Here is a 26,285-nt window from a genome sequence, read left to right on the forward strand (position 1 = left end):
CTCCCATTGGTACGAATTCTGCTGAACGCTTTACTTGATTCATCAAGGTCGGGAACCAAAACGTGTCTGAACGTGAGCTGAAAAAAACCGTCGATGCCCTGATAAAGCAGGAGGCGCTTCCGGGCAAATACGCCAGAACAGTCGAACAGACCATCCTTCCGCTGGTCGACCAGATTGTCGCGCTCCGCAGCCAGTCCGCGGGTGCGGTTGTGGTTGGCATTCACGGTGCCCAGGGTACGGGCAAGTCAACGCTGACCCTGTTTCTGAAAGAAATACTGAGCACCCATCGCGGTTGTCCGACGGCCAGTTTTTCTCTGGATGATATCTACCTTACCAGAGCAGAGCGTCGCGAACTTGCAGACGCCGTTCACCCTCTGTTTATCACCCGCGGCGTGCCTGGCACTCACGACATAGAGCTGGGCCGTCAGATCATTGAAAAGCTTCGGTCTGCCGGAGCAAATGACCAGACCCCAATCCCGGCTTTTGACAAGTCGATCGACGACCGGGTTCCGCGTCAGGACTGGCCGGTTTTCACGGGTCCGGCGAGTGTGATCCTGCTGGAAGGGTGGTGCCTGGACGCGCGCGCCGAACCGGATGAGGCCCTTGATCGGCCCATGAACAGCCTGGAAGCCGAGGAAGATCCCCGGGGAATCTGGCGCAAACACGTGAATGACTGCCTTAAAGGCGCCTATCGCCAGCTGTTCGACCAGCTGGACACTCTGGTGATGCTGAAAGCGCCTTCGATGGAGAGCGTTCTGGAGTGGCGCACCCTCCAGGAACACAAGCTGGCCGAGAAATCCCGGAGTGCACCAAAAAAGGGCGAGCCCGATGGTGGCGCACAAGGCCTGCGCATAATGAGTGATGACGAGGTGCACCGATTCATCATGCACTACGAGCGCGTTACCCGTGCCTGTCTGAAGGAGATGCCAGAGAGGGCTGATGTATTGATTGAGGTGGCTGAGGATCATTCCCTCGGTTTGCCGCGGTTCCGATTCACCTAACGGAGAATTCTAATGACAAAGCCAAGACTTCTTATTATTTCTGATCTGGATGGCACACTGCTGAATCACGAGAACTATCAATGGGACGCGGCCCGTTCGGCCATCGAAAAACTTGAGAGTGCAGGCATTCCGCTAATCCTCAATTCCAGCAAAACGGCCCCGGAAATCAGGAAGGTGCGGCAGGAGCTGGGCAATGAAGCACCGTTCATTGTCGAAAACGGTGCAGCGGTGATCGTTCCTGCCAATACCTTTGGCAATTCGGATGAACTGGTGATGAATTTTGGGGCATCCAGAGATGACGTCCTTGCGGTACTTGGGGCGCAAAGGCAGGCAGGTGCCCGGTTTCGGGGCTTTGAGGATATGTCGGCGAAGGAATTGGCTGAGGTGACGGGCCTGGATGAGGTGTCTGCCGACATGGCGAAAAAGCGTCTCGGCACCGAGCCGCTGCTTTGGGAAGGCTCGGAGGACGAGCTGGCAGCGTTCAAGACGGCGTTGATGGCCGAAAACCTGCGCCTGGTGCAGGGAGGACGGTTTTATCACGCGATGGGAATCTTCGATAAGGCGGATGGGGCCCGCTTTTTGCTGGATAAATACCGGGAGCAATATGGTGATGAGCCGGTGATTGCCATTGCCCTCGGAGACAGCCCCAACGATCAGCAGATGCTGGAGTCGGCGGATATCCCGGTTGTCATTCGAGGCATCCACAGCGACGAGGTGCAGTTGCCATCGGCCAAGCACGCCATGCGTTCACTGAAACCCGGCCCTGAGGGCTGGAATGAATGCGTACTCAATCTCCTTTTTGAGTACGGATACTAATAAAAAGGAGAGCCGCCATGGGCGACTTTTACCAGAATGGCATTATCACGACCCTGCATAACCTTGTTCGCCGGCCGGTGGAGGACCTTGAAGCGGATTTGATGGAATTCCGCAAGGCCCGCCCCATGTCTCTGGTCCTGCCGTCGCTCTATTCCGAGTTGGAAGGCCCGGCACTGAAAAATATTGTGCAGGAACTTACCAAAGTGCCGTATCTGGATCAGATCGTTATCGGTCTTGATCGGGCCAACGAAACGCAGTATCGACATGCGCTTGAGTATTTTTCCGGCCTGCCACAGAACTTCAAGGTACTCTGGAACGATGGCCCGCGCATGCGCGGCATTGACCTCAAGCTGCGTGAGCAGAATCTGGCACCGACGGAAATGGGGAAGGGCCGCAACGTCTGGTACTGCTTTGGCTATGTCCTGGCCTCCGGTGTCGGAAAATCCGTGGCGCTGCACGATTGCGACATCCTGACCTATTCCCGGGATCTGGTGGCGCGACTGATCTATCCGGTTGCCAACCCTGGCTTCAATTACATGTTTTGCAAGGGCTATTACGCCCGTGTGGCCGACAACAGGATGAACGGCCGCGTCAGCCGCCTCCTGGTGACACCGCTGATCAGGGCGCTCAAGAAGGTGTGCGGTCCAAGCGATTTTCTGGATTATCTCGACAGCTACCGGTATCCGCTGGCGGGGGAATTCTCGTTCCGGACCGATGTGATCAACGACCTCCGGATTCCCAGCGACTGGGGGCTTGAGATCGGGGTGTTGTCCGAAATGAAGCGGAACTACGCCACCAACCGCTTGTGTCAGGTCGATATCGCCGATGTATACGACCACAAGCATCAGGAGTTGTCTCCGGAAGATGCGAGTCGCGGCCTGTCCAAGATGAGTATGGACATTGCCAAGGCCCTGTTCCGGAAGCTGGCGACCAACGGTGAGATCTTCTCCAACGAGAAATTCCGGACCATCAAGGCCTCCTACTTCCGGATTGCCCTGGACTTCGTCGAAACTTACCAGAACGACGCCATCATCAACGGGCTGACCTTTGACCGCCACAAGGAGGAGAAGGCGGTCGAGCTGTTCGCCCAGAACGTGATGCGAGCAGGCGCTTACTTCCTGGATAACCCCATGGATACCCCGTTCATTCCCAGCTGGAACCGGGTCACCAGCGCCATTCCGGACATCAAGGAGCAGCTGTTCGAGGCGGTTGAACTAGATAACGAGGAGTTCCGCCCATGAACCAGCCGCTCAAGGCCAAGCTGGTTTCCATGCTGGACGTGGTTTACCCGGCCCTGGACTGTGATTTTCTCGCCGAGCAGCTACTGCAGACCATGGGGCTGGCCCCGAACCAGCCACCGCCGCCTGCCCATCAGAATAACTGGGATGAATCCGATATTGTTCTGATCACCTACGCAGACACTGTGCTGAAGGCCGGCGAGAAACCCCTGGTTACGTTGCGTCAGTTCCTGGACGACTGCCTTGCCGACACGGTGTCAGCGGTCCACATACTGCCGTTCTTTCCGTACAGCTCGGACGACGGCTTTTCAGTCATGGACTACCTGGCGGTCAACGAGTCCCACGGAGACTGGGACGATATCGAGGCCATCTCTGAAGACTACAAGCTGATGGCCGACCTGGTCGTCAATCACATGTCCGCCCGAAGTCGCTGGTTCGAAAATTTCCGGAAGCGGGTGGATCCGGGCAAAGACTATTTCTTTGAAGGGAACCCCAGGGATGACCTCAGCGCCGTGGTTCGCCCCCGCACCTCGCCGTTGCTGAATCCGGTGCAGACGGATGACGGCGAGCGTTATGTCTGGTGCACCTTTAGTGAGGATCAGGTGGATCTGAACTTCGCCAACCCCAAGGTGCTGATCGAGTTCGCCGGTATCATTCGCTATTACCTGGAGCGGGGCGTGATCCTGTTCCGGCTGGATGCCGTGGCCTTTCTGTGGAAGGAGCCGGGGACGCCCTGTATCCATTTGCAGCAGACCCACGAGCTGATCAAGATCATGCGGTTGCTGATTGAGCATCACAGCCCGGACGCGGTGGTGATCACCGAGACCAATGTTCCCAACCGGGAGAACCTGACCTACTTCGGCAACGCCAACGAAGCCCACGTTATTTACAATTTCTCGTTGCCGCCCTTGCTGATCAACACCCTCGTGACCGGAGACTGCAAGCACCTGAAAACCTGGCTGATGAGCATGCCGCCGGCGCAGATGGGGACTACGTATCTGAACTTCATAGCGTCCCACGATGGCATCGGCATGCGCCCCACCGATGGCCTGCTGACGGAGGAGGAAAAGCAGCGGCTGATCAATACCCTGGATTCTTTTGGTGGCAAGGTTTCCTATCGGCGAACCCCGGATGGGCGCGACCAGCCCTACGAAGTCAACATTGCCCTGTACGATGCCCTGAAGGGCACGGCAGAATCCGGTGTGGACCACTGGCAATTACCGAGGTTCATCTGCGCGCATACGGTAATGCTGGCGTTGGAGGGAATTCCGGCGTTCTACATCCACAGCCTTCTTGCTACTGAAAACGATCTGGAACGGGTGGAAAATACCGGTCGACTGAGATCCATCAACCGCAGCCACTGGGAGCTGGATGAGCTCGAACAGGAGCTTGAAAATCCGTTGAGTCACCACAGTAAGGCCTACCATGAGCTCAAGCGACTGGTTGCCATTCGCCGGAAACAACCGGCCTTCCATCCAAATGCCACTCAGTTCACGTTGCACCTTGGCTTGCAGGTGTTCGGTTTCTGGCGCCAGAGCATGCGCCGGGACCAGTCAATCTTCTGTATCCATAACATCAGTGACGAAGTTCAGCAGATTGCCCTGAGCGACATCAACCTGATTGGTACCGATCACTGGCTGGACTTGATCTCGGGCATGACCATCGATGATCTTTCCGGCAGCATTACCCTGAAACCCTATCAAAGTGTCTGGTTGTCCAATCGGGAGTAGGGCAGAATGCATCCATGCCCGACGCGAACAAATCACCCAAACCGCGAATTCTCCTGCTTTCCGCCTACGACGCCGGAAGTCACCGGCGCTGGCGTGAGCAGCTTGTTGCCAGTCAGAGTGCTTTCGAATGGCAGACTCTCGCTCTTCCGCCGCGATACTTCCGCTGGCGTATTCGCGGTAACGCGCTCACCTGGTTGAATGAACCCCTGTTGCAGCAGCGCTGGGATCTGCTGTTAGCCACCTCAATGGTGGATCTGGCATCCATCAAGGGGTTTCATCCCAATCTGGCGAATACCCCAGCCCTGCTTTACATGCACGAAAACCAGTTTGCCTATCCCGAGTCAGAGGGCCAGCACGCGAGTGTTGATCCGCAAATGGTGAACCTGTTCAGCGCGACTGCGGCAACGGGTGTGCTGTTCAACAGTGCGTGGAACCGTCGGAGTTTTCTGGACGGGGTAGAGCGCCTGTATCAGAGGCTTCCGGACGGTGTCCCCGAGCGCTCACTGGAACAACTCGCGGATAAATCCCGGGTGTTGCCGGTGCCGATCGAAGACCGGTTGTTTGTTCGCCGTGCGGAACCGTTGGACAGTCGCTGCCCGCACATCTTGTGGAATCACCGCTGGGAGTACGACAAAGGGCCAGAGCGGCTGCTATTGCTGCTTGATGAGTTGGTGATGCGCGGTCAGGATTTCAGGTTAAGCGTGGTGGGGGAGCAATTCCGGCAGCAGCCAGCAGTGTTCGATGACATCCTTGAACGCCACGGTGAGCGAATCGTCTATTGGGGCTTCATGGCTGATCGGGATGAGTATGACCGGCTCCTGGCCACGGCCAATATTGTGGTTTCCACGGCAATACACGACTTTCAGGGGCTCTCGATGCTGGAGGCGATGGCGTCGGGCTGTGTCGCCCTGGCTCCGGATCGCCTCGCCTATCCGGAATATATGCCCCAGAATCAACTTTACCCGAGTGTCATTGGCAACGCCTCTGAGGAGGCAAAAGGTGCCGCAGAGTGTCTGGTAGCATTACTGAACCAGGGCGCTGAGCCCTACCCGCCAGTGCAATGGAGCCTTGGAAACCTGGCCGGTGCCTATGAAAATATGCTCATTACAACCGTTGAAAAACATCGGTTATCCTGACCACATCGTTTAAATGCCGAGATCGCAGACATGATGAAAGCAATCAACGTAACCGGTGGCACCCTTAACTGGGAAGAGCGAGAGGGTACCAGTGAGCTGCCGGCGGACCATGTTGAAATCGACGTTGTCTGGACAGCCATTAATCGCGCCGATCTGATGCAGCGTGCAGGCGTTTATCCACCACCTCCGGGAGCGTCTGACATTCTGGGCCTGGAAGTCAGCGGCCGGGTGGCGTCATTGGGCGAATCGGTGACGGGCTTTGAAGTTGGCCAGGAAGTTTGTGCATTGCTCACCGGCGGCGGATACGCGACCAGGGTAGCGGTGCCAGCGGTGCAGGTGCTGCCGGTTCCCAAGGGGTATTCACTGCAGAAGGCGGCGGCAATTCCGGAAGTGTTCGCCACCGCCTGGCTGAATCTGTATCAGGAAGCTGATCTTCAACCGGGAGAGCGAGTCTTGTTGCACGCCGCCGCCAGTGGTTTGGGTACGGCAGTTATCCAGTTGGCTACGGCTTTCGGCAACCCGGTCTTCGCGACCGCCGGAGACGCCCGGAAGCTGGAAATCTGCCAGCAACTGGGTGCTACCGGAGTCTGGAATCGCAAGGACGGTTCGTTCGTAGAGGCGGTCAAAACCTGGGGCGGCGTCGATATGGTGCTGGACCCAGTGGGTGGCAGCTACATCGCGGAAGACCAGAAGGTCCTGAATGTGGATGGGCGCATCGTGCTCATCGGCCTGATGGGCGGCCGCTCGGCCGAGGTGGATCTCGGTGTCATGTTGGTCAAGCGTCATCGCCTGATTGGATCCACACTGAGATCGCGGACCGTGGAAGACAAAGGCCGGGTGATGCAGGCGTTGCATCGGCATGTCTGGCCCCTGCTCGCAGCGGGTCAGATTGAACCTCTGATTGACAGTGAGTGGCCCATCACCAGGGTTGAGGAGGCTATGGCCTACGTCGCGGAGAACCGGAATACCGGGAAGGTTCTGCTAAGAGTTGCAGAGTAACCATCCCGGTTTCCCTTGGGCTGAAGGCGTAGTTAGTCGGTGATGTGGACCAGTTGCTTGCCGAAATTTCTGCCCTTCAGCATACCTTTGAACGCATCGACGGCGTTTTCCAGGCCTTCCACCACCGTTTCCCGGTACTTGAGTTCCCCGGAGGCAATCCGCGAAGCCAGAATATCGGTGATTTCCTGGTGTTGGTCCTGCCATTCGGTCACCAGGAAGAAGCGGTGTTCGGGAACCGGGTCCAACGCTTTGAGCACGTGAAAGGGGGTTTCAACGCTGGCCATGTCGGTCGCGTTGTAGGCGGAGACGTAGCCGCAGATGGGTACCCGGGCGCCCTCGTTCAGCAGCGGCGCGACTGCGCGCGTGACGGCACCGCCCACGTTCTCAAAGTAGATATCGATGCCATCCGGACAGGCGGCTTTGAGGTCAGCCTCAAGATTGCCAGCCTTGTAATCCACGCAGGCATCAAACCCCAGTTCATTGACCACGAACTCACATTTCTCCGGTCCACCGGCGACGCCCACGACCCGGCAGCCCTCGGTCTTGGCCGTTTGCCCGACCACCGTGCCCACCGGACCGGATGCCGCAGAGACAACCACGGTTTCACCCTTTTGGGGTTTGCCCACGTACATCAGGCCGCAGTATCCGGTTCGTCCGGGCATGCCGGCCACACCGAGATAAGTCTGAAGAGGGACGTTTTCCTTCTGATGGATCTTGTAGACCATCGGAGCGTCGGCTGGGAAAGTGACGTATTCCTGCCAGCCCGAATAACAGGTCACCAGGTCGCCTTCTTTGAGCTTGTCCGAGCGTGATTCTACGATTCGGGCGACGCTCTCACCGACGATGGGCTCGTCAATACCGATGGGGTCCATGTAGCCCTTGGCATCGTTCATACGGGGGCGCATGTATGGATCCAGGGAAAGCCAGAGAATCTTTGCTACGACTTCCCCCTCATTGGGGGCCCGCACCGGGCGTGGTTCCAGAACCAGGTCACCGTCCTGGATTTCGCCTTGAGGGCGCTGCTTGAGCACGACGGCTCGGTTGTTGTATTCGCTCACAGTTATCTCCGGTTGCGTAATGAAACCAGATTAGGGTGCCGGAGAAACACCCTGTGGTCAATCTCTCATCCCGAAACCTCGCCTAAGTCAATGGGGTTACATTCGTTTTTGCGGTGGTTATAATTGCCCGCTCGCTCAGGACGAGCCAGGACGTCACATTTTCTTCAAGGACTGAAGACATGCCCCAGGCAAACGGATTGCAGTTCACCGCCCGTGTCGGTGAACTTCCCCCCGATGTATTCGCCGTAGTTGGCTTTGTGCTGACCGAAAGCCTCTCCGAACTGTTTCATGGCCGCTTGCAGCTGGCCAGTACCGATCCGTCCATTCGTGCAGAAGACCTGCTGGAACAGCCGGTGGAGCTGGTGATCTGGCAGGATGGTGCGCCCTTGCGGCGCTTCACCGGTGTGGCCAGTGAGTTTGCCCGCGGTGACTCCGGCCATCGCCGCACCCGCTACGAACTGGTCGTCCAGCCGCCGCTGTGGCGTCTGGGGTTGATGCACAACAGCCGCATCTTCCAGTCACGGAGCACCGACGCCATCGTGCGCACCCTGCTGGAAGAGCGGGGCATTGTGGACACCGTCTTCGATCTCAAACGCACGCCGACAGAGCGGGAATACTGTGTCCAGCACCGGGAGAGCGATCTGGCGTTTGTGGAACGGCTGGCGGCCGAAGAGGGCTGGCACTACCGGTACCGGCACGGCAACGTGGATGGCGCGGAACTACCAGCCCTGATTTTGGCCGATCACCATGGTGATGCGCCCCGACTGGATTCCGTGAGCTACAACAGCGCCGCCGGTGGCAGTGCTCGGCAGCCTTGTGTCTTCCGTTTTACCTATCAGGAACGGGTGAGAGCGGCCTCCGTGGCCCTTAAGGATTACACCTTCAAAAACCCGGCCTACGCCCTGATGCACGAGCGGGGCGCCAGTGCCCCCAAGCACCGGGACGACTACCAGCACTTCGACTACCCGGGCCGGTTCAAGGCCGACGCCAGCGGCCAACCGTTCACCGACGCCCGACTCGAAGCGCTGAGAAACGACGCCAGCACCGCCAACGGCGAAAGCAACCGACCGGAGTTCACCGCCGGTGCCAAGGTGGCACTGACCGATCACGACAGCGCCGAACTGAACCGGGACTGGCTGCTCACCGCCGTCACCCACATTGGCAAGCAGCCCCAGGCGCTGGCAGAGGAGGGTGGGGCTGAACCCACCACCTACCACAACGCTTTCAGCGCCATTCCGGCGGACAAGACCTGGCGGCCACGGTGTGAGCACCGCCCCCTGATGGACGGCCCCCAGATGGCCCTCGTCACCGGCCCCGAGGGCGAGGAAATTCACTGCGACGAACACGGCCGGGTCAAGGTCCGTTTTCCGTGGGATCGCTATTCCCGGAATGATGAACACAGCAGCGCCTGGCTGCGGGTCAGCCAGGGCTGGGCGGGCGGCCAGTATGGCTTCATGGCCCTGCCGAGAATCGGCCACGAAGTGATCGTCTCCTTCCTGGATGGCGACCCGGACCAGCCGATCATCACCGGGCGCACCCATCACGCCACCAATCAGCTGCCGTATGCACTGCCGGAGCACAAGACCCGCACCACCCTGAAGACCCAGACCCACAAGGGTGAGGGCAGCAACGAACTGCGCTTTGAGGACGAGGCGGACAGGGAGCAGATCTACATCCATGCGCAAAAGGATCTGGGCCTGCTTACGGAAAACAACCGCACCGCGATCGTTAAAAATGACTGCCACCGGACGGTTGAAAACGATAGCCGCAGTCACGTCATGGGCGATGATCATGGCACCACCGATGGGGAGGCGCGCGAATCGGTTGGAGCAAACTGTTATCAGGTCATAGGGGACACCTTTCACATAAAAACCGGCATTGTCTTTGCCAGCGAGGCAGGGCGGGAAGTGCATCACCGAGCCGGTGAAAAAGTCGTTCTGGAAGCAGGGTCGGAACTCACCATTACCGGCGGAGGCAGCTTTATCAAGCTGGATGCCAGCGGCGTAACCCTGAGTGGGCCCGGTATCAAGATAAACTCCGGCGGGGCGCCGGGGAATGGTTCGCCCGTTCGAATGGAAAGGCCCCACCTGCCAGAAGTCCTGGCCAATGATGGGGATAATTCTGCCGCCCCACAAAATCCGGCTGAGGTGGGCCAGAGAACCAACGCGGGAGCGGAATACCTGGCATTCAGCGGCTATGCGAAACCCAAGCGCGAACTGATCGTTGACGTGGTCGGGGGCACTTCGGCCAGCGAAGACATTATCGTGACCAAAACGCCGGCCGAGGGGGAAAAATAATGAGCAATACCCTGAGCTTTGACGACGAAAGCCTTGAGCGTTCGATCCGACGGCGTGCGGAGTATGACGACGACGCTCCGGGGGATTTGATTCTGTCGGTTGCCAAGCGAGCGGGCGGAACTATCAAACTGCCTTTGCTGTCGCGTGCACGGTCCAATGTCGAACGGGAAGAATATCAGGAAAACACATTGCTTCGGATAAAGCCGCTGGCGGAAATCGTCAGTAACCTGCCCGTTTTGTCAGGAGGCCTCACTTTCCATACCGGTCGTGGGGTAGCTCTGTTGCGGCCGGGTTTTTTGTACGTATTCCGGGGAGCAAGCCTATGGCGGGAGCTAGAGATCGATCCCGCGGGTTTGATGAGTGATATCGACCTGCCGAGCATGCGCCTCGCACAGAATGAATCGGAAAACACGGGCAGCGTCCGCAGGGACAGCGAGGGCGAATGGCTGTCAGATATCCTGGTGCCGGTGCTGCTTCAGGGGCAGGCGGTCATCAATGAGGTCCGTATCGCCTACAGCGAAGTGCAATGGGACTGGCAGTATATTTGTCGTCTCGAGGCAGACGACGGCGCTCGGCGTGCCCGGACCAGTGGCATCGATCACGCTTGGCCGGCCGCCACCGTTGACGAGCTTACGTTTGAAAAAGGCTACCCCGCAGCAAACATTAAACATGTGGACGGCTTGCGGTCCCGGGATCTGGGGATTGAACTCATGCTTGAAACCCCCAGCGATTTTTCACCGGCCTTCGAAGCCCCGGGCGAAGACGAGCTCTGTACCCGCTTGAAACGAAAGCTGGAACACATTGCCCGTGAGAACACCCAGGATACGGATGGCATGGAGCTCAGCGTTCAGCCTGAAACAGATCGCCTCGCGGATCTTCGAGATCAGAAAGGCCTCGTTTGCGTTTCCATCCCGGATCCACTGTTCAGCCTGCGGAATTCTCTCGCCCGATTGCACCTTGCATTGCATTATCTCGACGCCGTGGATGAGTCTATCCAGCAAAACCCGATGGTTCACTCCGCTATGCTGATCCGGCAGGCGGTCTTCGACCCGCTCGTGCTGAATGGCGAGAACCGTTTGCAAAAGTATGCGGACGTCATCGACCGAGAGAAGCTTGATCAGGTGCTTGAAACAGGGGAAAAGCAGTCTGCGGTCGCGGTCATTGATCGTCACGTGGCGCAGTTAACGGCGTTGATGCAAAGCTTAACACTGGCGGCGGTGCTGGACGATTTTCGAGCGTGTTCCGATCTGGCGATCTGCGAGGGGTATTTGCTGATCGCAGACACACTGAATGTGTTGCAGCAGATTCCTGGTGTATTGCGGGCAAACGGCGTGGCGTCTGATGGGGCGCTTCTCGTAAGCCTGAAACAATGGGTTATGGACAGCGAATTTCTGACGGCGTGGGCACCGCAACCCGTGGAAGACATCGGCGATCGCGGAGCGTCACCATCACAGTTTCAGAGCCTTCAAAAACTGGCTGAAGACCGGTCGGAAATCACGGAAGATCAGTTGGATCGGCTCAACCTTCAGTCTCTGGCTTACCTGGAGAAGCAGCTTCAGGACCGTCAGGACGACACTGGCAGTATCGCCAAAGGCATTTCCGACGGCGGTAAAGTGGGAGCACTTTTCGCGCGCTCATTGGAGGAGTGGAGTACCGCGGTCTTGACGGTGTGCAAGCGTCTGATTGAGGAAGGCGCGGTCCGTCAGATTGAAATACAGCGTGTGATGCAGTCTGCGGTTTCGAACTTTGTGCTTGCGGATCCTGATCTGGAGGGCATCGATATCGTTTCCCGTGGCGGAGTCGACTCCAGCGGCACCATTCTCGGGGTCCAGGGTGAGGGCTTGCAGCGCGGACTGACCGAGTTTGATCGAACCGAGGGTGTGCTCACCCGAAAAAACGACTATCTCTATGCCGATCTGGTGGACGGTCATGGTGAGCTGCAAGGCTCAACCAGTCCGGCCCGGGCATCCGATGAGCTGGAAACAGCCCTAAAGAAGATGGCGGGCCCCGCCATGGTTTTCTACGCGCCTGCAGGTCACTCCGAGGCCGCCAAGCTGAGCCTGATAAAAGTCGATTTCGCGAAGCGGGTAAGTGCCAGTGTGGACGGGCCTGCCGTATCCCGAGGCCTGGTGGTGCTGGCGGCGTTTAATGTTTTCGTGGAATTTCGGACTTTGATGGACGGGTTGAATTCCGACGATGAAAAGTGGCCCCTGATGGCTTCGAAGGTGTCGGGTGCCTCCGTCGATCTAACCGCAGCGTCACTCAAACTCAGCCAGGTACTTGGCGAAATGGGCTCCTCGAAAGCAGGGGGTCCCAGGGCTTATCGACTCGCTGTAAGGCCTCTCTTCGATGTCAAGAACTGGCTCTTTATCGGTACACGTTTGCAGCGTCTTGGGGCCCAAACCCTGGTTCGAACGGTCAGTTTGGCAAGCTTCATGGCTGGTGCGCTCGGAGTGGGCTTGAGCTACTGGGAAATGCGATTAAGCCTCGCGGATAAGGATTTTGATGCCGCAACTGGGCACGCTGTTGCTCTGACTGGAGGAATGATCTTTCTGGCTCACCCTGTGATGGCGTCATTACTGGCTATCCCTGGCTGGGGCTGGGCAGTTTTGGGCATGGGGATGATAATTGGAGGAGGGCTATACGCTGCCAGCAGTACCGATGATCACTTCGAACAGCTGCTGAAACGTGGACCCTGGGGAATCTATCCAGAGGAGTCGGCGGGAACAAAGGGTCATAAAGCCTATTACAGTCAATTGCTCGCTTTGCTGGCACCGATTTCCGTTAGTGTCCAGAGCTACGCAGATATCGACCCGGATCTTGCTCTGATTAATCCCGACCATCCACCGGTTCCCGAGGACTACGTGGTGACCATTGACACTGCTTTCGCCAGCCGTTTTCAGCTTTACCGTGACCAAAGTCCGGCTTTGCCAGAGAAGCCCTTCAATCTGGTGGTACAGGAAGTAGCATATGCATCGTCGACGATGGAGACCTACGGTGCGGCAGGAGCCGTCCGGAGTATCCAGTTCAGAAACTCAACGCCCTTACGGAAAGTTGTGGCAAGACAATCGCTTCCACACAGGTCCGCTGTTCGCTTTCTGGTAAAAAGGGACCTTCAGGACACGCAGTACGAAAGTTGGGGATACCAGGAAACGGTTTCAACAAGACTGAGAGTGGGACTGCAGGCTGTTATCGATACTGAACTGGGGCCAATGGTGTTTCCCGGTCCCGTTTACAAGCACTACGAGCCGTTCGAGTTATCTCGTCATGGAATTCCTCCTGCCAAGGAGATATCAGCACTGGATCCCTTTTCCCAGCCAGCATCTCCGTACTGGTTCTTCACAGAGGTAGAAGTATGAACAAAAGACAGGGAGTGTCAGAGTTTGCAGGAACCGCATACATCGGCACTAATATTGAACCACTCCCCGAAAGCTGCCAGAAACGTTCCCGGATGGGAGATGAGCTACAGCAGGTTGGTGCCTATGCAGACGTGAATCCCTACTACAGGACCGTCGAGGATATTGAGGTTGTCCAGAGCCACGAACAGGAGGACCCCGAATTCAAGAGTAGGGACTGGTGGTGGACTCACCAACGAATCGGCTTCTTGAACGGTAAACAGGGTTTGAAGGCTCTGATGCTTGTCGTCCCGTTTGCCTGGATTCTCTTGTTGTGGCTCGGTGGACCTGGGCTAATGATTTGGGGGCTGGACGAGTTTGAACCCCTACGCAAACTTCCCGCGTTGCTGGTTGCCGCGTTTGTGCTGGTCTTTTCCTTTGGATGGATCGCCTTTGCAATCTGGGCGACTCCCTACACGACGAATTGGTTGATGAGTACCGGCATTGGCTTTTTCCTTAAGCCCTTTGAGAAATCTCTGAATAACAGGCTGGATAATGCGATGGATGACGGTTACAGCGAATTCAATCGCGTCACCGGGCAAGTTCGTCTTGGGCTGGGGCGTAGTCGAATTTTCGAGGCCCCATTCATCGAGTTCGATGCCTATGTGGAACGAATAATCCAGCATGGGGGAATTTTCTACCGGTTAATGTTGGTGCATCGCTACACCCAAAAGACCTTCAACAAGACGTCCCTGAGCAATATTGAGGCCCAGAAAAATGAAGTTCTGGCCTTGTGGGACATGTTGCAACGCTTCATGGATGTCAGCGAACCTCTGCCGGATGTTCCCCGCTTCGAACCCTTTCGGCACCTCGACCCAATTACACTGGAAAGCGATAAAAAAACGGGCCGAAATCCCCGGTATTGGAGGGACCTGGATCTGGCGAGCTGGCGACAAAATGATGGAGCTGAATTGCTGAAGAAGCAGCGTAATTTCCCTTGGGGCCAGCGCCAGTGCCGGTTGACGCCGAAACTGGGCAAAGTGTCGATGGCGGAATACCGGGAAAAGCGTCCGTCAACCGCCTGGCCTATTTAACACCCTATGGCAGGATCTACTTGGGCCATGATGACGGCACTACGAATATTCTTCGGCGCTCAAGCCAGGTCTCGGCACTAGGCTCGTGTCTGAGTTCTGAAAACAGGCGTGGAATCCTGTCCTCGTTGATCCGGGCCAAGGCTTGCGTGGACTCTTCCGCCGCAGGGGCTTCAGGCTGGTACCAGGGACCGACCCAGTGGGGTTTGCGCAATTGCACCCAGGTGGAGGTATCGGTTTGCGTCAGCTCATGGGCGTATGCCCACCAACCCCGAAGGTGATTCGGCGGAGTCATGGCGGGCGGGGCCACGTCGCGGCACAAAGGATAGAACAGATAACCGGGCATGAATATTCTGGCAGTGAGCGGACCGGTGATGCCATGACTCGACAGCAGTTCGAGTGTCTCGGGTTGATGCGTGCGTTGGCTTTGATGGTTGATCAGCCTGTCGCTTTTGATATCCAGGCGGTCCTTTGCGTTCGGGCCATACCAGAGCGCCTCACCGTCGGAACCGGGAACACCGAGATAGTACTTGATGGCAACTTCGTGGTGTTCGATCCGATCATCGGTTGTGTTGTGAACGATAAAATCGAGCTCTCCGAGGGTGTGCCCGTTAGATTGTATCTGGGCGTTCTTGAGAAGAATGTTCCAGCCCAGAAGGTCGGATAGAAGCACTTGATAGAGTCGCTCAAAATAGAAACCAAGGCGTCGCTGGGGAGGTTGTCCCAGCAGGGCTGGCGCAGCCTCGGGTGTGCGATCCCATGCCCTGAGGTTCTCCATATAGTCGGCACGAAGGTAGCGGGCGGGCTCGAAGGTGAATGGCGCATCGATTAACTGGGGCGCAGAGCACAACCACGCGAGGTGCCGCACGGCCGGGTGCCGGAATTCAAGCAGGGTGTTGTTGGGGTTACGTACATCCATGGCTTCAGAATACCGTAAACTGTCCGCAAGGTAAGGGCGATTCATCGCTCATGACCAATCGCATTCAATAAGGAATCGACATGCAATACCTCCACACCATGATTCGAGTGAGCAACCTTGACGAGACGTTGCATTTCTTTTGTGACCTTCTGGGAATGAAGGAAATCAGCAGGAAGAGCAGCGAAAAGGGCCGGTTTACACTGGTCTTTCTGGCGACACCCGAAGACGAGGATCGTGCCCGGGAAGAAAAGGCCCCCATGATTGAGCTGACCTACAACTGGGATCCCGAAGAGTACGATGGCGGGCGTAATTTCGGGCATCTGGCCTATCGTGTGGACGACATCTACGCACTGTGTGAGCGCCTGCAGGCCAACGGGGTCACCATTAACCGGCCGCCCAGAGACGGGCACATGGCCTTTGTCCGAACTCCGGACAATATTTCAATCGAGCTTCTGCAAAAAGGTGAGTCGCTACCCCCGAAGGAACCCTGGGCCAGCATGGAAAACACCGGTAGCTGGTAATCAAGCAGTGAAGGTCCGAGCATCAGGATGATGCGCAATATAGACATGGAGAGTGTTATGGACGATTGGCAAGGATGCCTGGCGCCCGAGTGCCAGGCGGCGCTGGTGCAGGCGAAAGAGAGTGTCAGTGAGCGCGGTGGTACGGTTATCACCGTCGAGGATTTTTTGCTTGCCCTTCTGGACACCTGTCCGGATATACCCCGGTTTCTTCGCAGCTGTGGGATAGATATTGATGAGCTTGTTCGGACGATTCAATGCGAGCAGCCCATAGTGACAGAAGTCGGCGGAGAAGATCTGCTGTCATCCCAGTTAATTGACTGGCTCGCGCGGTCCAGAGAGATCTGTGAGGCTCCCTGGTTGGGCTGGAGTCCGTTGTTGAAAGTGCTTGCGACCGGCATGGAGCGCTTGGGTGACAAAGCCTACGTGGCAGTTCTGGAATTGGTTTCCCACTGGCCTGGTGTCACCACCGACGGCCTTCCGAAGGGCCTCGAAAGCCCTGGTAATTTGCCCCTGGTGGTAACCGATCCGGAGTGGATGGCATTAGCTGAAGATGTCGCCATCACGGTTGCCGCATCGTCGAACGCTCTACTCTGGGTGCGCGGTGAACGGGGTTCGGGGAAATCCAGTTGGCTCCAGGTGATGTTGGCAGCGCTGGAAAGGGAGTATCTGGAACTCGATCTACGCCGTGAGGCCGATATTCTGGCGAGTGATCTGCCCGTACTCCCGGCTGGCGAAGGGCGGGGAAACACGCTCTGGCCGGTATTGGTGCTGGACAACATGCCGCCGTCTGACCTTGAATTCCTGATGAACCAGCCGGCGAGTCTCGCCGCTGAGCTGGTCGCGAACTGGAAAGGTCCGATCGTGTTGCTTGGGCCCGAGTCAAAAGGGCTTGGAGAGCCGCGCCTGGACCAGAAGCTGGGTCGCTTTCTGGACGTCTTTGATATGCCCGGTTCCAGTGAAGTGCAGCGCGAAGCGATTCTCACGGCCCATCAGGCCGCCATTGAGAAACGCTGGAGTATCGAGCTTCCGCTTGCCGTCATTCGTTTTGCAGCGACGCGTCGGAGCCACTGCGTCTGTAGTCCGGGTGGCATGCTGGAATGGGTCGAGCGCGCTACTGCGCGGCTGGACCTCTTTGCCCGGCGTGGTCCGCTGGAGTCGGTGTCGTTTTCTGGTCAGACTGATACCTTGCACCGCCAAAATCTGGTAGCTGTGGCACGTTCAGAGCCCCGGGAGGGAATGGACGAGTCTCTTGCGGAATTGCAGCTTCAGCGAGCGGCGTTAGAAGTCTCATGGCATGAGCGCAAGGCTGCCGGCACATTGAGACGACTTTCAATCGCGGATCTGCGACGTGAACTCGAACGTTGGGTTGCAGCGCGCAGCGGCCCGGTTCACTATGTGCTGCATTGTGATCATCAGGATGGAGATTCAGCGGGTGCAGGATCTGGAAATTTACATTCGTGACCTCGAAGAGGGCGCGGTTTCAAAGTGGCTGGACAGTCACCTGGATAAACTGGTGCTCGACGACAGCCAGGTGACGTCAGTGGTGAAAGGCGATGCCTCTTGCGCGGGTCAGCGCTTGAAGATATCGCTCTACCCGGGCGCGTTCGGAAAGCGTTTTACGTGCCTGGTGATGGAAGGCGAAAACCTGCCGTGGAATACCGATCTGGACTGTGCGCGTAGCGCCTGGCGTGCCATGGATACCGAGATCCGTTGCAGTCCTGGTGACTGGAAAGAAGGGGAGCCGGTCGAAGATGAAAAGTGGTGGCGACTGGACCACCGGGGCGAGCAGCAGGTCGTCTGGAACTAAAAAGGCAGCCCAAGGGCTGCCTTTTTTATCAGGATCAGGGCAGGATCAATCGCTCAGGATTGAAACGTTGTCTGCCTGCAGACCCTTGTCGGCTTCCACGACATTGAAGCGAACCAGTTGGCCTTGACGGAGTACCCGACGACCACGGCCTCGAATGGCGCGGAAGTGCACGAACACCTCGTCGCCGCTGTCGCGAACAATGAAGCCAAAGCCTTTCTTGACGTTGAACCACTTCACTGTGCCTTCTTCGTCACCTTCCGGGCTGTTTTCGTCGTAGTTGTCGTCTTCATCGTCCTGGTAGCCCTGGCTCGGCTGGGAACGGGCACCACGTGATGCGGTGCGTTTGGTAGCCTGTTGCTTGCCAGCGATGGCGATGGTCAGGAAGCCCGCAATACCGAAGATAACGAAGGCGACGATGTACGCTGCGATGCCCCGGTTGCTGCCAAGTGCTTCGACAAGCTCACCGGCGGCGATCAGGCGAAGAGGTTCCGGGGTAAAAGAGAGCAAAAGGGCCAGTATCAGTGGAGCGGGAATGGCGATCAGGATAGCAACAAGGATCGCTTTGGCTGGATTACGCATTGACTGAGATTTCTCCATTCTTGTAACGCTAACGATAAAAAACCGGATATCGGGTAAAATCGCACACCCGGTCGATGAAAACCGCCGAACTTCCTGATTCCGGGAGCGCTGGCGGGCAAAAGCGGCATGATACCAGATTATCCCAATCGCTGACCAAGGAGATGGGGTAGCGGTTTGCCGACAGACACAATCGAGAAGAATCCATCTTTGGGAGTTTTAGTAGCCACATGAGCCAGAAAGATCTGGAAACACGACTCGATGAACTGGAAACGCGAATGGCGTTTCAGGATGACATTATCAACACCCTGAGTGAGCAGGTGGCGAAGCAGGAATTGGAACTCCGGGAATTGTGGGAGGCCAAGCAGTTGCTGCATAAGCAGCTAAAAGAGGTGTCTCCATCTAACATCAAAAGTGAGGAGGACGAAACACCGCCTCCCCACTATTGATCCTGGCCCGGAAACCCCGGGCTCAGGCCAGCAGCTCGATGAGGATCTGTTCGTAGATCCTGGAGAGCGTATTCAGATCTTCGGCCTTCACGCACTCGTCCACTTTGTGGATGGTGGCATTGATGGGGCCAAGTTCGACGACCTGGGCGCCGGTAGGGGCAATGAAACGCCCGTCGGACGTGCCGCCTGAAGTTGAGAGCTCGGTCTCCCGCCCGGTGACGGTCCGGATCGCATCCTGGCTTGCAGAAACCAGTGCACCCCGATCGGTGAGGAATGGGCGGCCACTCAGGTGCCACTGCAGATCGTATTTCAGGCCATGCCGGTCCAGAATCGCGACCACCCGCTCTTCAAGGCTCTCCGCGGTATTTTCGGTGCAATACCGGAAGTTGAAATGCACCAGGCACTCACCGGGGATGATGTTGCTGCCCGTGCCGGCTTCCATTTTGGTGATCTGGAAGGTGGTGGGTGGGAAAAAGTCATTGCCACTATCCCAGAACTCCCTTGCCAGGTCGTCCAGTGCCGGTGCCACGGTATGTACCGGGTTCTCCGCCAGATGCGGATAGGCCACGTGGCCCTGGACACCGTGGACCGTCAGGTAACCGTGCAGGGAACCCCGTCGACCGTTCTTGATGACATCCCCGACCTCGTTGGTGCTGGACGGTTCGCCAATCAGACACCAGTCGATCTTCTCGTTCCGGGCTTCCAGGGTTTCGACGACTTTCACGGTGCCGTCCTTGGCCGGGCCCTCTTCGTCGCTGGTGATCAGGAGGGCGATTGAGCCACGGTGGTCCGGGTAAGCCTCGACGAACCGCTCGCAGGCGGTGACGAAGGCGGCGAGGCTGCCTTTCATGTCCGCCGCGCCCCGACCGTAGAGGTAGCCGTCCTTGATGACCGGATCGAACGGGGGGTGGCCCCAGTTCTTTTCCGGCCCGGTCGGAACCACGTCGGTGTGGCCCGCAAAGGCCAGTACCGGACCCTCTGATCCCTTGCGGGCCCAGAGATTGTCGGTGTCACCGAAGCGAAGATTTTCGCCGGTAAAGCCCAGGTGTGCCAGCCGGGACATCATCAGGTCCTGGCAGCCGGCATCCTCTGGCGTAACGGATTGCCGGCGAATCAGGTCAACGGCCAGTTCAAGGGTTTTCGACTCAGTTGTTTGCATGCAGCTCTTCGTTCAGCTCGATGGAAGACTTGTTGGTTTTGCACTCCACCGCGCCGGTCTGGCTGTTGCGACGGAACAGCAGGTCCGGCTGATTGGCGAGGTCGCGGGCCTTGATGATTTCCACCAACTCATTGTTGTCATCGAGCAGGGCGACCTTGGTACCGGCGGTGATGTACAGGCCAGCCTCAACCTTGCAGCGGTCTCCCAGCGGGATGCCGATACCGGCGTTGGCCCCAATCAGGCAGTTCTCGCCCACGGCTATAATGATATTGCCGCCACCGGACAGGGTGCCCATGGTGGAGCAGCCGCCGCCAAGGTCAGACCCTTTACCGACCATCACGCCGGCGGAAATGCGGCCTTCAATCATGCTGGTGCCTTCGGTACCGGCATTGAAGTTGATAAAGCCTTCGTGCATCACGGTGGTACCTTCGCCAACATAGGCACCAAGACGAACCCGTGCCGTGTCGGCAATGCGAACGCCTTTTGGAACCACGTAGTCAGTCATCTGCGGGAACTTGTCGACGGACTTCACTTCCAGGGTGCGACCCTCGATACGGGCCTGCAGCTGGCGGTCCGGGAGTTCGCCAAGATCGATTGCGCCTTCGCTGGTCCACGCGAGGTTCGGCAGCAGACCAAAGATGCCATCCAGCTTAAGGCCATGGGGTTTGGCCATGCGATGGGAGATCAGGTGCAGTTTGAGGTAGACCTCGGGGGTGCTGGAGGCCGTGTCGTCGGTTCCAAGAATGGTTACCACGACCGGGCGGGTGCTCGTTGATGCTTTCTCCGCCAGTACTGCCTGTTCTGTCTGACCGGCCTGACGCAGTGCCTTGGAGAGCTGGCTAAGCTGCTCCGTCGTGGCGCTGATGGCCTGATTGCCACCCTTGTAGTCGAGCGCGTTCTGGACAACTTCCATCAGGGTATTATCGGGTGTCATCACCGGCTGCTGGTAAAACACTTCCAGCCATTCGCCCTGGTTGTTCTGGGTGCCGATACCGATACCGAATGCGAAACTCATCAGGTGGTTGCTCCTTTATATTCGTCAGACTTAAGCGTTTGAAAACTGTTTGGCCCAGTCGTCGGCCTTGAAGCCGACGGAAACCGTGTTGCCATGCTCCACCACCGGTCGTTTAATGATCGACGGGTTTTCCAGCATGATGTCGTGGGCGGATTGGGCGCCAATGGTATCACGAACGTCATCGGGAAGTTTGCGCCAGGTGGTGCCGCGGCGGTTCAGCAGGCTCTCCCAGCCAATCGTCGCTTCCCAGCGACTCAATTGGGCCTCATCCAGGCCGTCCTTCTTGAAGTCGTGGAACTCGTAGTCGATGCCCTGTTCATCCAGCCACTTGCGGGCCTTTTTGACGGTGTCGCAGTTCCTGATGCCGTATAGCTTCATGCCTTGTTTGCCTTTACAAATTCAACGATCCGTTCCGCCGCTTCCACACACTCTTCCAGCGGAGCGACCAGTGCCATGCGAACCCGGTACTCACCGGGGTTGTGGCCGTCCACGGTTCGGGAAAGGTAGCGGCCAGGCAGCACGTGTACATTCTGTTGCGCCGACAGTTCCCGGGCGAAGGTTTCATCGTCCATCGGTGTGACTGGCCAGAGGTAGAAGCCGGCATCCGGATACTCGACCTCCATGACTTCGCGAAGAATTGGCACCACGGCCTCGAATTTGGCGCGGTAGGCGGCCCGGTTTTCCTTGACGTGATCCTCATCCTGCCAGGCCGCGATGCTGGCGAGCTGGTTGTGAATCGGCATGGCGCAGCCGTGATAGGTCCGGTATTTCAGGTAGCCTTTCAGAATGCCCGCATCGCCGGCGACAAAACCGGAACGTAGCCCGGGAAGGTTGCTGCGTTTGGACAGGCTGTGAAAAACGATGCAGCGGGCAAAGTCGTCGCGCCCGATAGCTGCGCAAGTCTGAAGTAGTCCTTCCGGCGGGTTGGCCTCATCCGGATACAGTTCCGAATAACATTCATCCGACGCGACGATGAAGTCGTGCCGGTCAGCCAGCTCGATCACCTTGATCAGGGTTTTCCGGGGAATCACGGCACCGCTTGGGTTGCCGGGAGAGCACAGGAACAGAATCTGGCAGTCCTGCCAGACCGAGTCAGGAACTGCCTCAAAATCCGGAATGAATCCGTTGGCGCCGTCGCAGGGCAGGTAAACCGGTGTCGCACCGGCGAGGAAAGCCGCGCCCTCGTACACCTGATAAAACGGATTCGGGCTCACCACGGTCGCGGTTTCTCCGCCCGCGACAACCGCCTGGACCAGCGAGAAAATAGCTTCCCGGGTTCCGTTTACCGGAACAACATTGTCGGCGGCACTGAGGGAGCCGGGCACCAGCCCGAAGCGACGAGTGGCCCAGTCGCTGATGGCCTCGCGGAGCTCGTCGGTGCCTTTGGTGGTCGGGTAGTTGGCCAGCCGGTCGAGGTTGTTGGCGATGACCTGCTTGACGAATTCCGGTGAGGGGTGCTTGGGCTCCCCGATACCCAGTGAAATTGGCCGCAGATGGTCGGGCGTTTTGATGCCGGCTTTCAGCTTGGTCAGTTTTTCAAAAGGGTAGGGGTGGAGTCGGTCCAGGTTTGGATTCATTGAATGTCGTCCAGCATTTTACAGAGGTCTTGCTGCAGTTCGTGGCACACGGCCGGGTCACGCAGGGGCTCGCCCCGTTCGTCGGTCACGAAGAAAACGTCCTCGACCCGTTCGCCGAGGGTGGCGATCTTGGCATTGGTCAGGCGCACCCGGTGGTCGAGCAGAACCTGTCCGATTCTTGCGAGCAGACCCGGCCGGTCAGGTGTGATGACTTCCATGACCGAGCGTTGATTCACGGTGTCGTTGGAGAAGGTGACTTCCGTCGGAAAGGCAAAATGTTTCAGCTGCCGTGGCGTGCGGCGGTGGATGATATCCGGATAGTCATCGGGGTCATCCAGTTCCTCGATCAGGCGCTTGCGCACGCGTTCCTTTCGAGCCGGGTCGGTACCGAGCGGTTGGCCTTTTTCATCGAGCACCACATAGGAGCTGATGGAATAGGGGCCTTCGCTCGAGCTGATCCGGGCATCCACGATGTTGAGGTTCAGTTGTTCCAGCACCGCCGTCGTGGCGGCGAACAGCGCAACCCGGTCTTTCATGTAAATGATGATCTGGGAGTAGCCGTCCGTGGGGCCGCCCCGGGTATCGCGAATCAGCACCAGAGGGTCCGGGTTATTCCCGTGGCGGATGATGGCCGCCGTCTGCCAGGCAATATCAACCGTGGAATCCTGCAGGAAGTAATCCTCGTCGACCGTGTCCCAGATGCGATCAATCTGTTCGTCGGTCATATTCTGCGCGTGCAGGATTTCCCGCGCTTCCGATTGCGTGGCGCTGACCCACTCGTTGCGGTTCACCGGCGTTTCGGTACCGCGCCGCAGGGCGCGTTTCGCTTCAATATAAAGCTGACGCAGCAAAGACGCGCGCCAGGTGTTCCAGAGCTTGGGGTTGGTAGCGCTGATATCGCAGACCGTCAACACATACAGATAATCGAGGTGAGCCTGACTGGGCACCGCCTGGGCGAAGTTGTGGATGATGTCGGGGTCCGAGATGTCCTTGCGCTGCGCGGTCATGGACATCAGGAGGTGGTTTTCCACCAGCCAGGACACCAGTTTGGTATCCCGTTCACTCAAATGGTGCCGTTCGCAGAAGGCTTCGGCATCAACCGCTCCCAGCTCCGAGTGATCGCCGCCGCGGCCCTTGGCAACATCGTGATACAGGCCCGCAATGTACAGGGTCTCCAGTTTTGGCAGTCGGTGAATCAGTCGGGATGCCAGTGGATATTCGGTGCGCGCTTCGGTGCTGTTGAGCCTGGCCATATTGCGGATCACCCGCATGGTGTGGGCGTCCACGGTGTAGATGTGGAACAGATCGTGCTGCATCTGGCCGATAATCTGTCCGAATTCCGGCAAGTACCGCCCCAGCACGTTGTACTTCTTCATCGCGGACAGGGTCTGGTCGAGGGCGTGCGGAGTTCGGAGCAGTTCCATGAACAGCGTGGTCACTGCGAGGTCGGAGCGAAACGCGTCGTCAACCAGGTGCCGGTGGGCTCGCAGGGACCGGATCGTGGTCGCGCGAATGCCCTTGATGTCCGGGTGCTGCGCCATCAGAACAAAGATTTCCATAATGGCGTAGGGGGCGTAGGCGAACACCTGATTGTTCACCGCTTCAATATAGCGGTTGCGAATCTGGAATCGTTTGTTCAGGGGCTGGATGTCGTCTTCGGTGCCGGAGCCCAGAATCGCTTCATCGTAGTATTGAAGAATCACGTCCGTGAGCTCGGCCAGGGCCAACACGGTTCGGTAATAGGACTGCATCATCAGCTCAACGCCAAGGCGTTTGCCTTCGTCCTTGTATCCCAGCATCTGGGCGAGGGCGCGCTGATGGTCAAACAGCAGGCGGTTTTCGTTGCGATCGGCCAGCAGTTGCAGGCCGTAGCGAAGTTGCCAGAGGAACGTCTCGCCCTGGAAGAGGATCTGATGCTCTTCTTCCGTGAGAATACTGAACCGGGTCAGGTCGGCGATGTTCTGGAGGCCGAAATGCCGCTTGGTGATCCAGCCAATGGTCTGGATGTCTCTGAGCGCCCCGGGTGACCCTTTGACGTTCGGTTCCAGATTGTATTCGGTGTCGCCGTATTTGTTATGGCGTGCCTTCTGCTCTTCCCGCTTGGCGATGAAGTAGTCGCGGTCACTGCTGACGTTGTCGGAATAAACCTGTTCGCTGAGTTCTTCCCGGAGTTCGTCCGGGCCGGCAATGGTGCGGGTTTCCAGAACGTTGGTAAGGATGGTGATGTCATCCCGGGCGGCTGCCAGGCTTTCGTCGATGCTGCGTACGCTGTGGCCGATATCCAGTTTCAGGTCCCAGAGCAGAGTGACGAAGGCGCCCAGGTCTTCGTGCCAGCTTTCCTCGATTCCAGACCGGGTCAGAATCAGCAAGTCAATGTCTGAGTGTGGGTGCAGTTCCCCCCGGCCGTAGCCACCCACGGCAATCAGGGCAATGTCGGGCGAGTCGGCGAACGGGTAGCGGTTCCAGATCAGTCGAAGAACGTTGTCGACGGTACTGGCCCGGGCGTGAACCAGGGCGCGGACATCGGCGCCCTGGCGGAAGGCCTCGGCATCGGCGTTATACCGTTCCCGTAAAAGCTCCCTGGCAGCCAGAACTGGCGAGGTGTCATTGCTGATGCGGGATTCCAGTTCGCTCAGGTCCACTTAGAAGGACTCTTCCGATCGTTTGGTCAGAACTTCGTGACCATCCGCGGTGACGAGGATGGTGTGCTCCCACTGGGCCGACAGCTTGTGGTCCTTGGTCACGACGGTCCAACCGTCCGGCAGCAGTTTGGTCTGGTATTTGCCCTGGTTGATCATGGGCTCGATGGTAAAGGTCATGCCTTCCTGCAGCTCCATGCCGGTTCCGGGCTTACCGTAGTGCATCACCTGGGGCTCTTCATGGAAGACCTTGCCGATGCCGTGGCCGCAGTAGTCGCGGACAACCGAGTACCGGTGTTTTTCGGCGTGCTGCTGAATAACGTGACCGATGTCTCCGAGGCGAGTGCCGGGCTTGACCAGTTCGATACCTTTATATAGGCATTCCTGGGTGATGTCGATCAGCCGTTCTGTGCCCGGCTTTGGTTTGCCTACGATCCACATCTTGCTGGTGTCGCCGTGGTATTCGTCCTTGATGACCGTGACATCAATGTTGAGGATGTCGCCGTCCTTGAGGACCTTCTTCTCCGACGGGATGCCGTGGCAGATGACATGGTTGACGGAGGTGCAGACCGACTTCGGGAAACCCTTGTAGTTCAGGGGCGCAGGAATGGCTTTCTGCTCGTTCACAATATAGTCGTGGCAGATGCGGTCGATCTCCTCGGTGCTGATGCCGGGCTTGATATGTTCGCCAATCATCTCGAGCACCTCGGCGGCCAGGCGGCCGGCGACGCGCATTTTTTCGATTTCTTCCGGAGTCTTGATCGATACTTGCATCGGGCTTCCCATTGATTTGTACCAAACCGGCATTTTAAGGGGCTGAGTGGCTGGGTACAAGGAAGGGTGGTGGTAAAAATAATGGCGTTTGCGGAGCGATTTATGGTATAAACGCGCCCGCCGGAAACGAATCCGGCAAATTCGCACA

22 protein-coding genes are annotated in these 26,285 nt (G+C 57.7%); 13 read left to right on the forward strand and 9 right to left on the reverse strand.

The features are described from left to right. The first annotated feature begins 62 nt into the window (after positions 1-62). Genes KZO34_RS15525 through KZO34_RS15550 form a run of 6 tightly spaced genes read left to right on the forward strand, consistent with a single transcriptional unit; the run spans position 63 to position 6,920 of the window. Entirely contained in the window at positions 63-1,001 is a 939-nt protein-coding gene (locus KZO34_RS15525; RefSeq protein ID WP_219477747.1) for a hypothetical protein, read from the forward strand. A gap of 12 nt (positions 1,002-1,013) precedes the next feature. Next, the gene (locus KZO34_RS15530; protein ID WP_219477748.1) at positions 1,014-1,817 is read left to right on the forward strand and encodes an HAD-IIB family hydrolase; all 804 of its coding nucleotides are present in this window, start codon (positions 1,014-1,016) and stop codon (positions 1,815-1,817) included. Positions 1,818-1,834: 17 nt separating this feature from the next. Continuing rightward, positions 1,835-3,058 (forward strand): glycosyltransferase family protein, encoded by a 1,224-nt coding sequence (locus KZO34_RS15535; protein ID WP_219477749.1) that lies wholly within the window; start codon positions 1,835-1,837, stop codon positions 3,056-3,058. Continuing rightward, positions 3,055-4,785: a sugar phosphorylase gene (locus KZO34_RS15540; protein ID WP_219477750.1), complete on the forward strand. Its 1,731-nt coding sequence runs from the start codon at positions 3,055-3,057 to the stop codon at positions 4,783-4,785. The genes KZO34_RS15535 and KZO34_RS15540 overlap by 4 nt, the downstream gene beginning before the upstream one ends. A 14-nt stretch (positions 4,786-4,799) precedes the next feature. Then, positions 4,800-5,921: a tRNA-queuosine alpha-mannosyltransferase domain-containing protein gene (locus KZO34_RS15545; protein ID WP_219477751.1), complete on the forward strand. Its 1,122-nt coding sequence runs from the start codon at positions 4,800-4,802 to the stop codon at positions 5,919-5,921. Positions 5,922-5,954: 33 nt separating this feature from the next. Beyond that, positions 5,955-6,920, forward strand: coding sequence for an NAD(P)H-quinone oxidoreductase (locus tag KZO34_RS15550; RefSeq protein ID WP_374706540.1), 966 nt, complete (start codon positions 5,955-5,957; stop codon positions 6,918-6,920). Between the two features lie 32 nt (positions 6,921-6,952). Here KZO34_RS15550 and KZO34_RS18805 read toward each other — a convergent pair whose 3' ends face one another. After that, positions 6,953-7,978 (reverse strand): NADP-dependent oxidoreductase, encoded by a 1,026-nt coding sequence (locus KZO34_RS18805; protein ID WP_219477753.1) that lies wholly within the window; start codon positions 7,976-7,978, stop codon positions 6,953-6,955. 179 nt (positions 7,979-8,157) lie between these two features. On the opposite strand from KZO34_RS18805, the gene KZO34_RS15560 reads away from it, so the two are divergent. Genes KZO34_RS15560 through KZO34_RS15570 form a run of 3 tightly spaced genes read left to right on the forward strand, consistent with a single transcriptional unit; the run spans position 8,158 to position 14,704 of the window. After that, complete coding sequence (locus tag KZO34_RS15560; protein WP_219477754.1) at positions 8,158-10,275, forward strand: type VI secretion system Vgr family protein; 2,118 nt, start codon at positions 8,158-8,160, stop codon at positions 10,273-10,275. Further along, positions 10,275-13,634 (forward strand): toxin VasX, encoded by a 3,360-nt coding sequence (locus tag KZO34_RS15565; RefSeq protein ID WP_219477755.1) that lies wholly within the window; start codon positions 10,275-10,277, stop codon positions 13,632-13,634. The genes KZO34_RS15560 and KZO34_RS15565 overlap by 1 nt, the downstream gene beginning before the upstream one ends. Then, entirely contained in the window at positions 13,631-14,704 is a 1,074-nt protein-coding gene (locus KZO34_RS15570; RefSeq protein ID WP_219477756.1) for a hypothetical protein, read from the forward strand. Before KZO34_RS15565 ends, KZO34_RS15570 begins: the two co-directional genes overlap by 4 nt. Positions 14,705-14,720: 16 nt before the next feature. On the opposite strand, the gene KZO34_RS15575 is transcribed toward KZO34_RS15570, so the two are convergent. Then, a complete protein-coding gene (locus tag KZO34_RS15575; protein WP_219477757.1) occupies positions 14,721-15,620 on the reverse strand; it encodes a DUF1853 family protein in 900 nt (299 codons plus the stop codon). 80 nt (positions 15,621-15,700) lie between these two features. On the opposite strand from KZO34_RS15575, the gene gloA reads away from it, so the two are divergent. Genes gloA through KZO34_RS15590 form a run of 3 tightly spaced genes read left to right on the forward strand, consistent with a single transcriptional unit; the run spans position 15,701 to position 17,948 of the window. Then, positions 15,701-16,141, forward strand: coding sequence for a lactoylglutathione lyase (gene gloA / locus KZO34_RS15580; protein ID WP_219477758.1), 441 nt, complete (start codon positions 15,701-15,703; stop codon positions 16,139-16,141). A gap of 57 nt (positions 16,142-16,198) precedes the next feature. Continuing rightward, positions 16,199-17,602 carry a hypothetical protein gene (locus tag KZO34_RS15585; RefSeq protein ID WP_219477759.1) on the forward strand — a complete coding sequence of 468 codons (1,404 nt, stop codon included), beginning with the start codon at positions 16,199-16,201 and terminating at the stop codon, positions 17,600-17,602. Next, complete coding sequence (locus KZO34_RS15590; protein WP_219477760.1) at positions 17,574-17,948, forward strand: hypothetical protein; 375 nt, start codon at positions 17,574-17,576, stop codon at positions 17,946-17,948. The genes KZO34_RS15585 and KZO34_RS15590 overlap by 29 nt, the downstream gene beginning before the upstream one ends. 45 nt (positions 17,949-17,993) lie before the next feature. Here KZO34_RS15590 and KZO34_RS18810 read toward each other — a convergent pair whose 3' ends face one another. Continuing rightward, a complete protein-coding gene (locus KZO34_RS18810; RefSeq protein ID WP_308318831.1) occupies positions 17,994-18,527 on the reverse strand; it encodes a cold-shock protein in 534 nt (177 codons plus the stop codon). 227 nt (positions 18,528-18,754) lie between these two features. Between KZO34_RS18810 and KZO34_RS15600 the strand changes: the two genes are divergently transcribed. Further along, positions 18,755-18,973, forward strand: coding sequence for a SlyX family protein (locus KZO34_RS15600; protein WP_219477761.1), 219 nt, complete (start codon positions 18,755-18,757; stop codon positions 18,971-18,973). A gap of 22 nt (positions 18,974-18,995) precedes the next feature. Here KZO34_RS15600 and dapE read toward each other — a convergent pair whose 3' ends face one another. The 6 genes from dapE to map are packed head-to-tail and all read right to left on the reverse strand — an operon-like array spanning position 18,996 to position 26,137. Beyond that, positions 18,996-20,132, reverse strand: coding sequence for a succinyl-diaminopimelate desuccinylase (dapE, locus tag KZO34_RS15605; protein WP_219477762.1), 1,137 nt, complete (start codon positions 20,130-20,132; stop codon positions 18,996-18,998). Next, positions 20,119-21,147 carry a 2,3,4,5-tetrahydropyridine-2,6-dicarboxylate N-succinyltransferase gene (gene dapD, locus KZO34_RS15610; RefSeq protein ID WP_219477763.1) on the reverse strand — a complete coding sequence of 343 codons (1,029 nt, stop codon included), beginning with the start codon at positions 21,145-21,147 and terminating at the stop codon, positions 20,119-20,121. The genes dapE and dapD overlap by 14 nt, the downstream gene beginning before the upstream one ends. 30 nt (positions 21,148-21,177) lie before the next feature. Further along, positions 21,178-21,525, reverse strand: a complete 348-nt coding sequence (locus KZO34_RS15615; RefSeq protein ID WP_219477764.1) for an ArsC family reductase — start codon at positions 21,523-21,525, stop codon at positions 21,178-21,180. Continuing rightward, a complete protein-coding gene (dapC, locus tag KZO34_RS15620) occupies positions 21,522-22,724 on the reverse strand; it encodes a succinyldiaminopimelate transaminase (protein WP_219477765.1) in 1,203 nt (400 codons plus the stop codon). Before dapC ends, KZO34_RS15615 begins: the two co-directional genes overlap by 4 nt. After that, entirely contained in the window at positions 22,721-25,366 is a 2,646-nt protein-coding gene (locus KZO34_RS15625) for a [protein-PII] uridylyltransferase (protein ID WP_219477766.1), read from the reverse strand. Before KZO34_RS15625 ends, dapC begins: the two co-directional genes overlap by 4 nt. Further along, entirely contained in the window at positions 25,367-26,137 is a 771-nt protein-coding gene (gene map, locus KZO34_RS15630; RefSeq protein WP_219477767.1) for a type I methionyl aminopeptidase, read from the reverse strand. Positions 26,138-26,285 lie beyond the last annotated feature (148 nt).

The organism is Marinobacter sp. F4206 (genome assembly GCF_019392195.1).
In the GTDB taxonomy this organism is placed as follows: domain Bacteria; phylum Pseudomonadota; class Gammaproteobacteria; order Pseudomonadales; family Oleiphilaceae; genus Marinobacter.

Excerpts from the sequence above, each read along its gene's own strand:
- KZO34_RS15530 (WP_219477748.1), top strand. The coding sequence starts at position 1,014 with ATGACAAAGCCAAGACTTCTTATTATTTCTGATCTGGATGGCACACTG.
- KZO34_RS15545 (WP_219477751.1), top strand. The coding sequence starts at position 4,800 with ATGCCCGACGCGAACAAATCACCCAAACCGCGAATTCTCCTGCTTTCC.
- KZO34_RS15570 (WP_219477756.1), top strand. The coding sequence starts at position 13,631 with ATGAACAAAAGACAGGGAGTGTCAGAGTTTGCAGGAACCGCATACATC.
- KZO34_RS15575 (WP_219477757.1), bottom strand. The coding sequence starts at position 15,620 with ATGGATGTACGTAACCCCAACAACACCCTGCTTGAATTCCGGCACCCG.
- KZO34_RS15615 (WP_219477764.1), bottom strand. The coding sequence starts at position 21,525 with ATGAAGCTATACGGCATCAGGAACTGCGACACCGTCAAAAAGGCCCGC.
- dapE (WP_219477762.1), bottom strand. The coding sequence starts at position 20,132 with ATGCAAACAACTGAGTCGAAAACCCTTGAACTGGCCGTTGACCTGATT.
- map (WP_219477767.1), bottom strand. The coding sequence starts at position 26,137 with ATGCAAGTATCGATCAAGACTCCGGAAGAAATCGAAAAAATGCGCGTC.
- KZO34_RS15585 (WP_219477759.1), top strand. The coding sequence starts at position 16,199 with ATGGACGATTGGCAAGGATGCCTGGCGCCCGAGTGCCAGGCGGCGCTG.
- KZO34_RS15600 (WP_219477761.1), top strand. The coding sequence starts at position 18,755 with ATGAGCCAGAAAGATCTGGAAACACGACTCGATGAACTGGAAACGCGA.
- KZO34_RS15550 (WP_374706540.1), top strand. The coding sequence starts at position 5,955 with ATGAAAGCAATCAACGTAACCGGTGGCACCCTTAACTGGGAAGAGCGA.
- KZO34_RS18810 (WP_308318831.1), bottom strand. The coding sequence starts at position 18,527 with ATGCGTAATCCAGCCAAAGCGATCCTTGTTGCTATCCTGATCGCCATT.
- KZO34_RS15540 (WP_219477750.1), top strand. The coding sequence starts at position 3,055 with ATGAACCAGCCGCTCAAGGCCAAGCTGGTTTCCATGCTGGACGTGGTT.
- dapC (WP_219477765.1), bottom strand. The coding sequence starts at position 22,724 with ATGAATCCAAACCTGGACCGACTCCACCCCTACCCTTTTGAAAAACTG.
- dapD (WP_219477763.1), bottom strand. The coding sequence starts at position 21,147 with ATGAGTTTCGCATTCGGTATCGGTATCGGCACCCAGAACAACCAGGGC.
- KZO34_RS15565 (WP_219477755.1), top strand. The coding sequence starts at position 10,275 with ATGAGCAATACCCTGAGCTTTGACGACGAAAGCCTTGAGCGTTCGATC.
- KZO34_RS15535 (WP_219477749.1), top strand. The coding sequence starts at position 1,835 with ATGGGCGACTTTTACCAGAATGGCATTATCACGACCCTGCATAACCTT.
- KZO34_RS15560 (WP_219477754.1), top strand. The coding sequence starts at position 8,158 with ATGCCCCAGGCAAACGGATTGCAGTTCACCGCCCGTGTCGGTGAACTT.
- gloA (WP_219477758.1), top strand. The coding sequence starts at position 15,701 with ATGCAATACCTCCACACCATGATTCGAGTGAGCAACCTTGACGAGACG.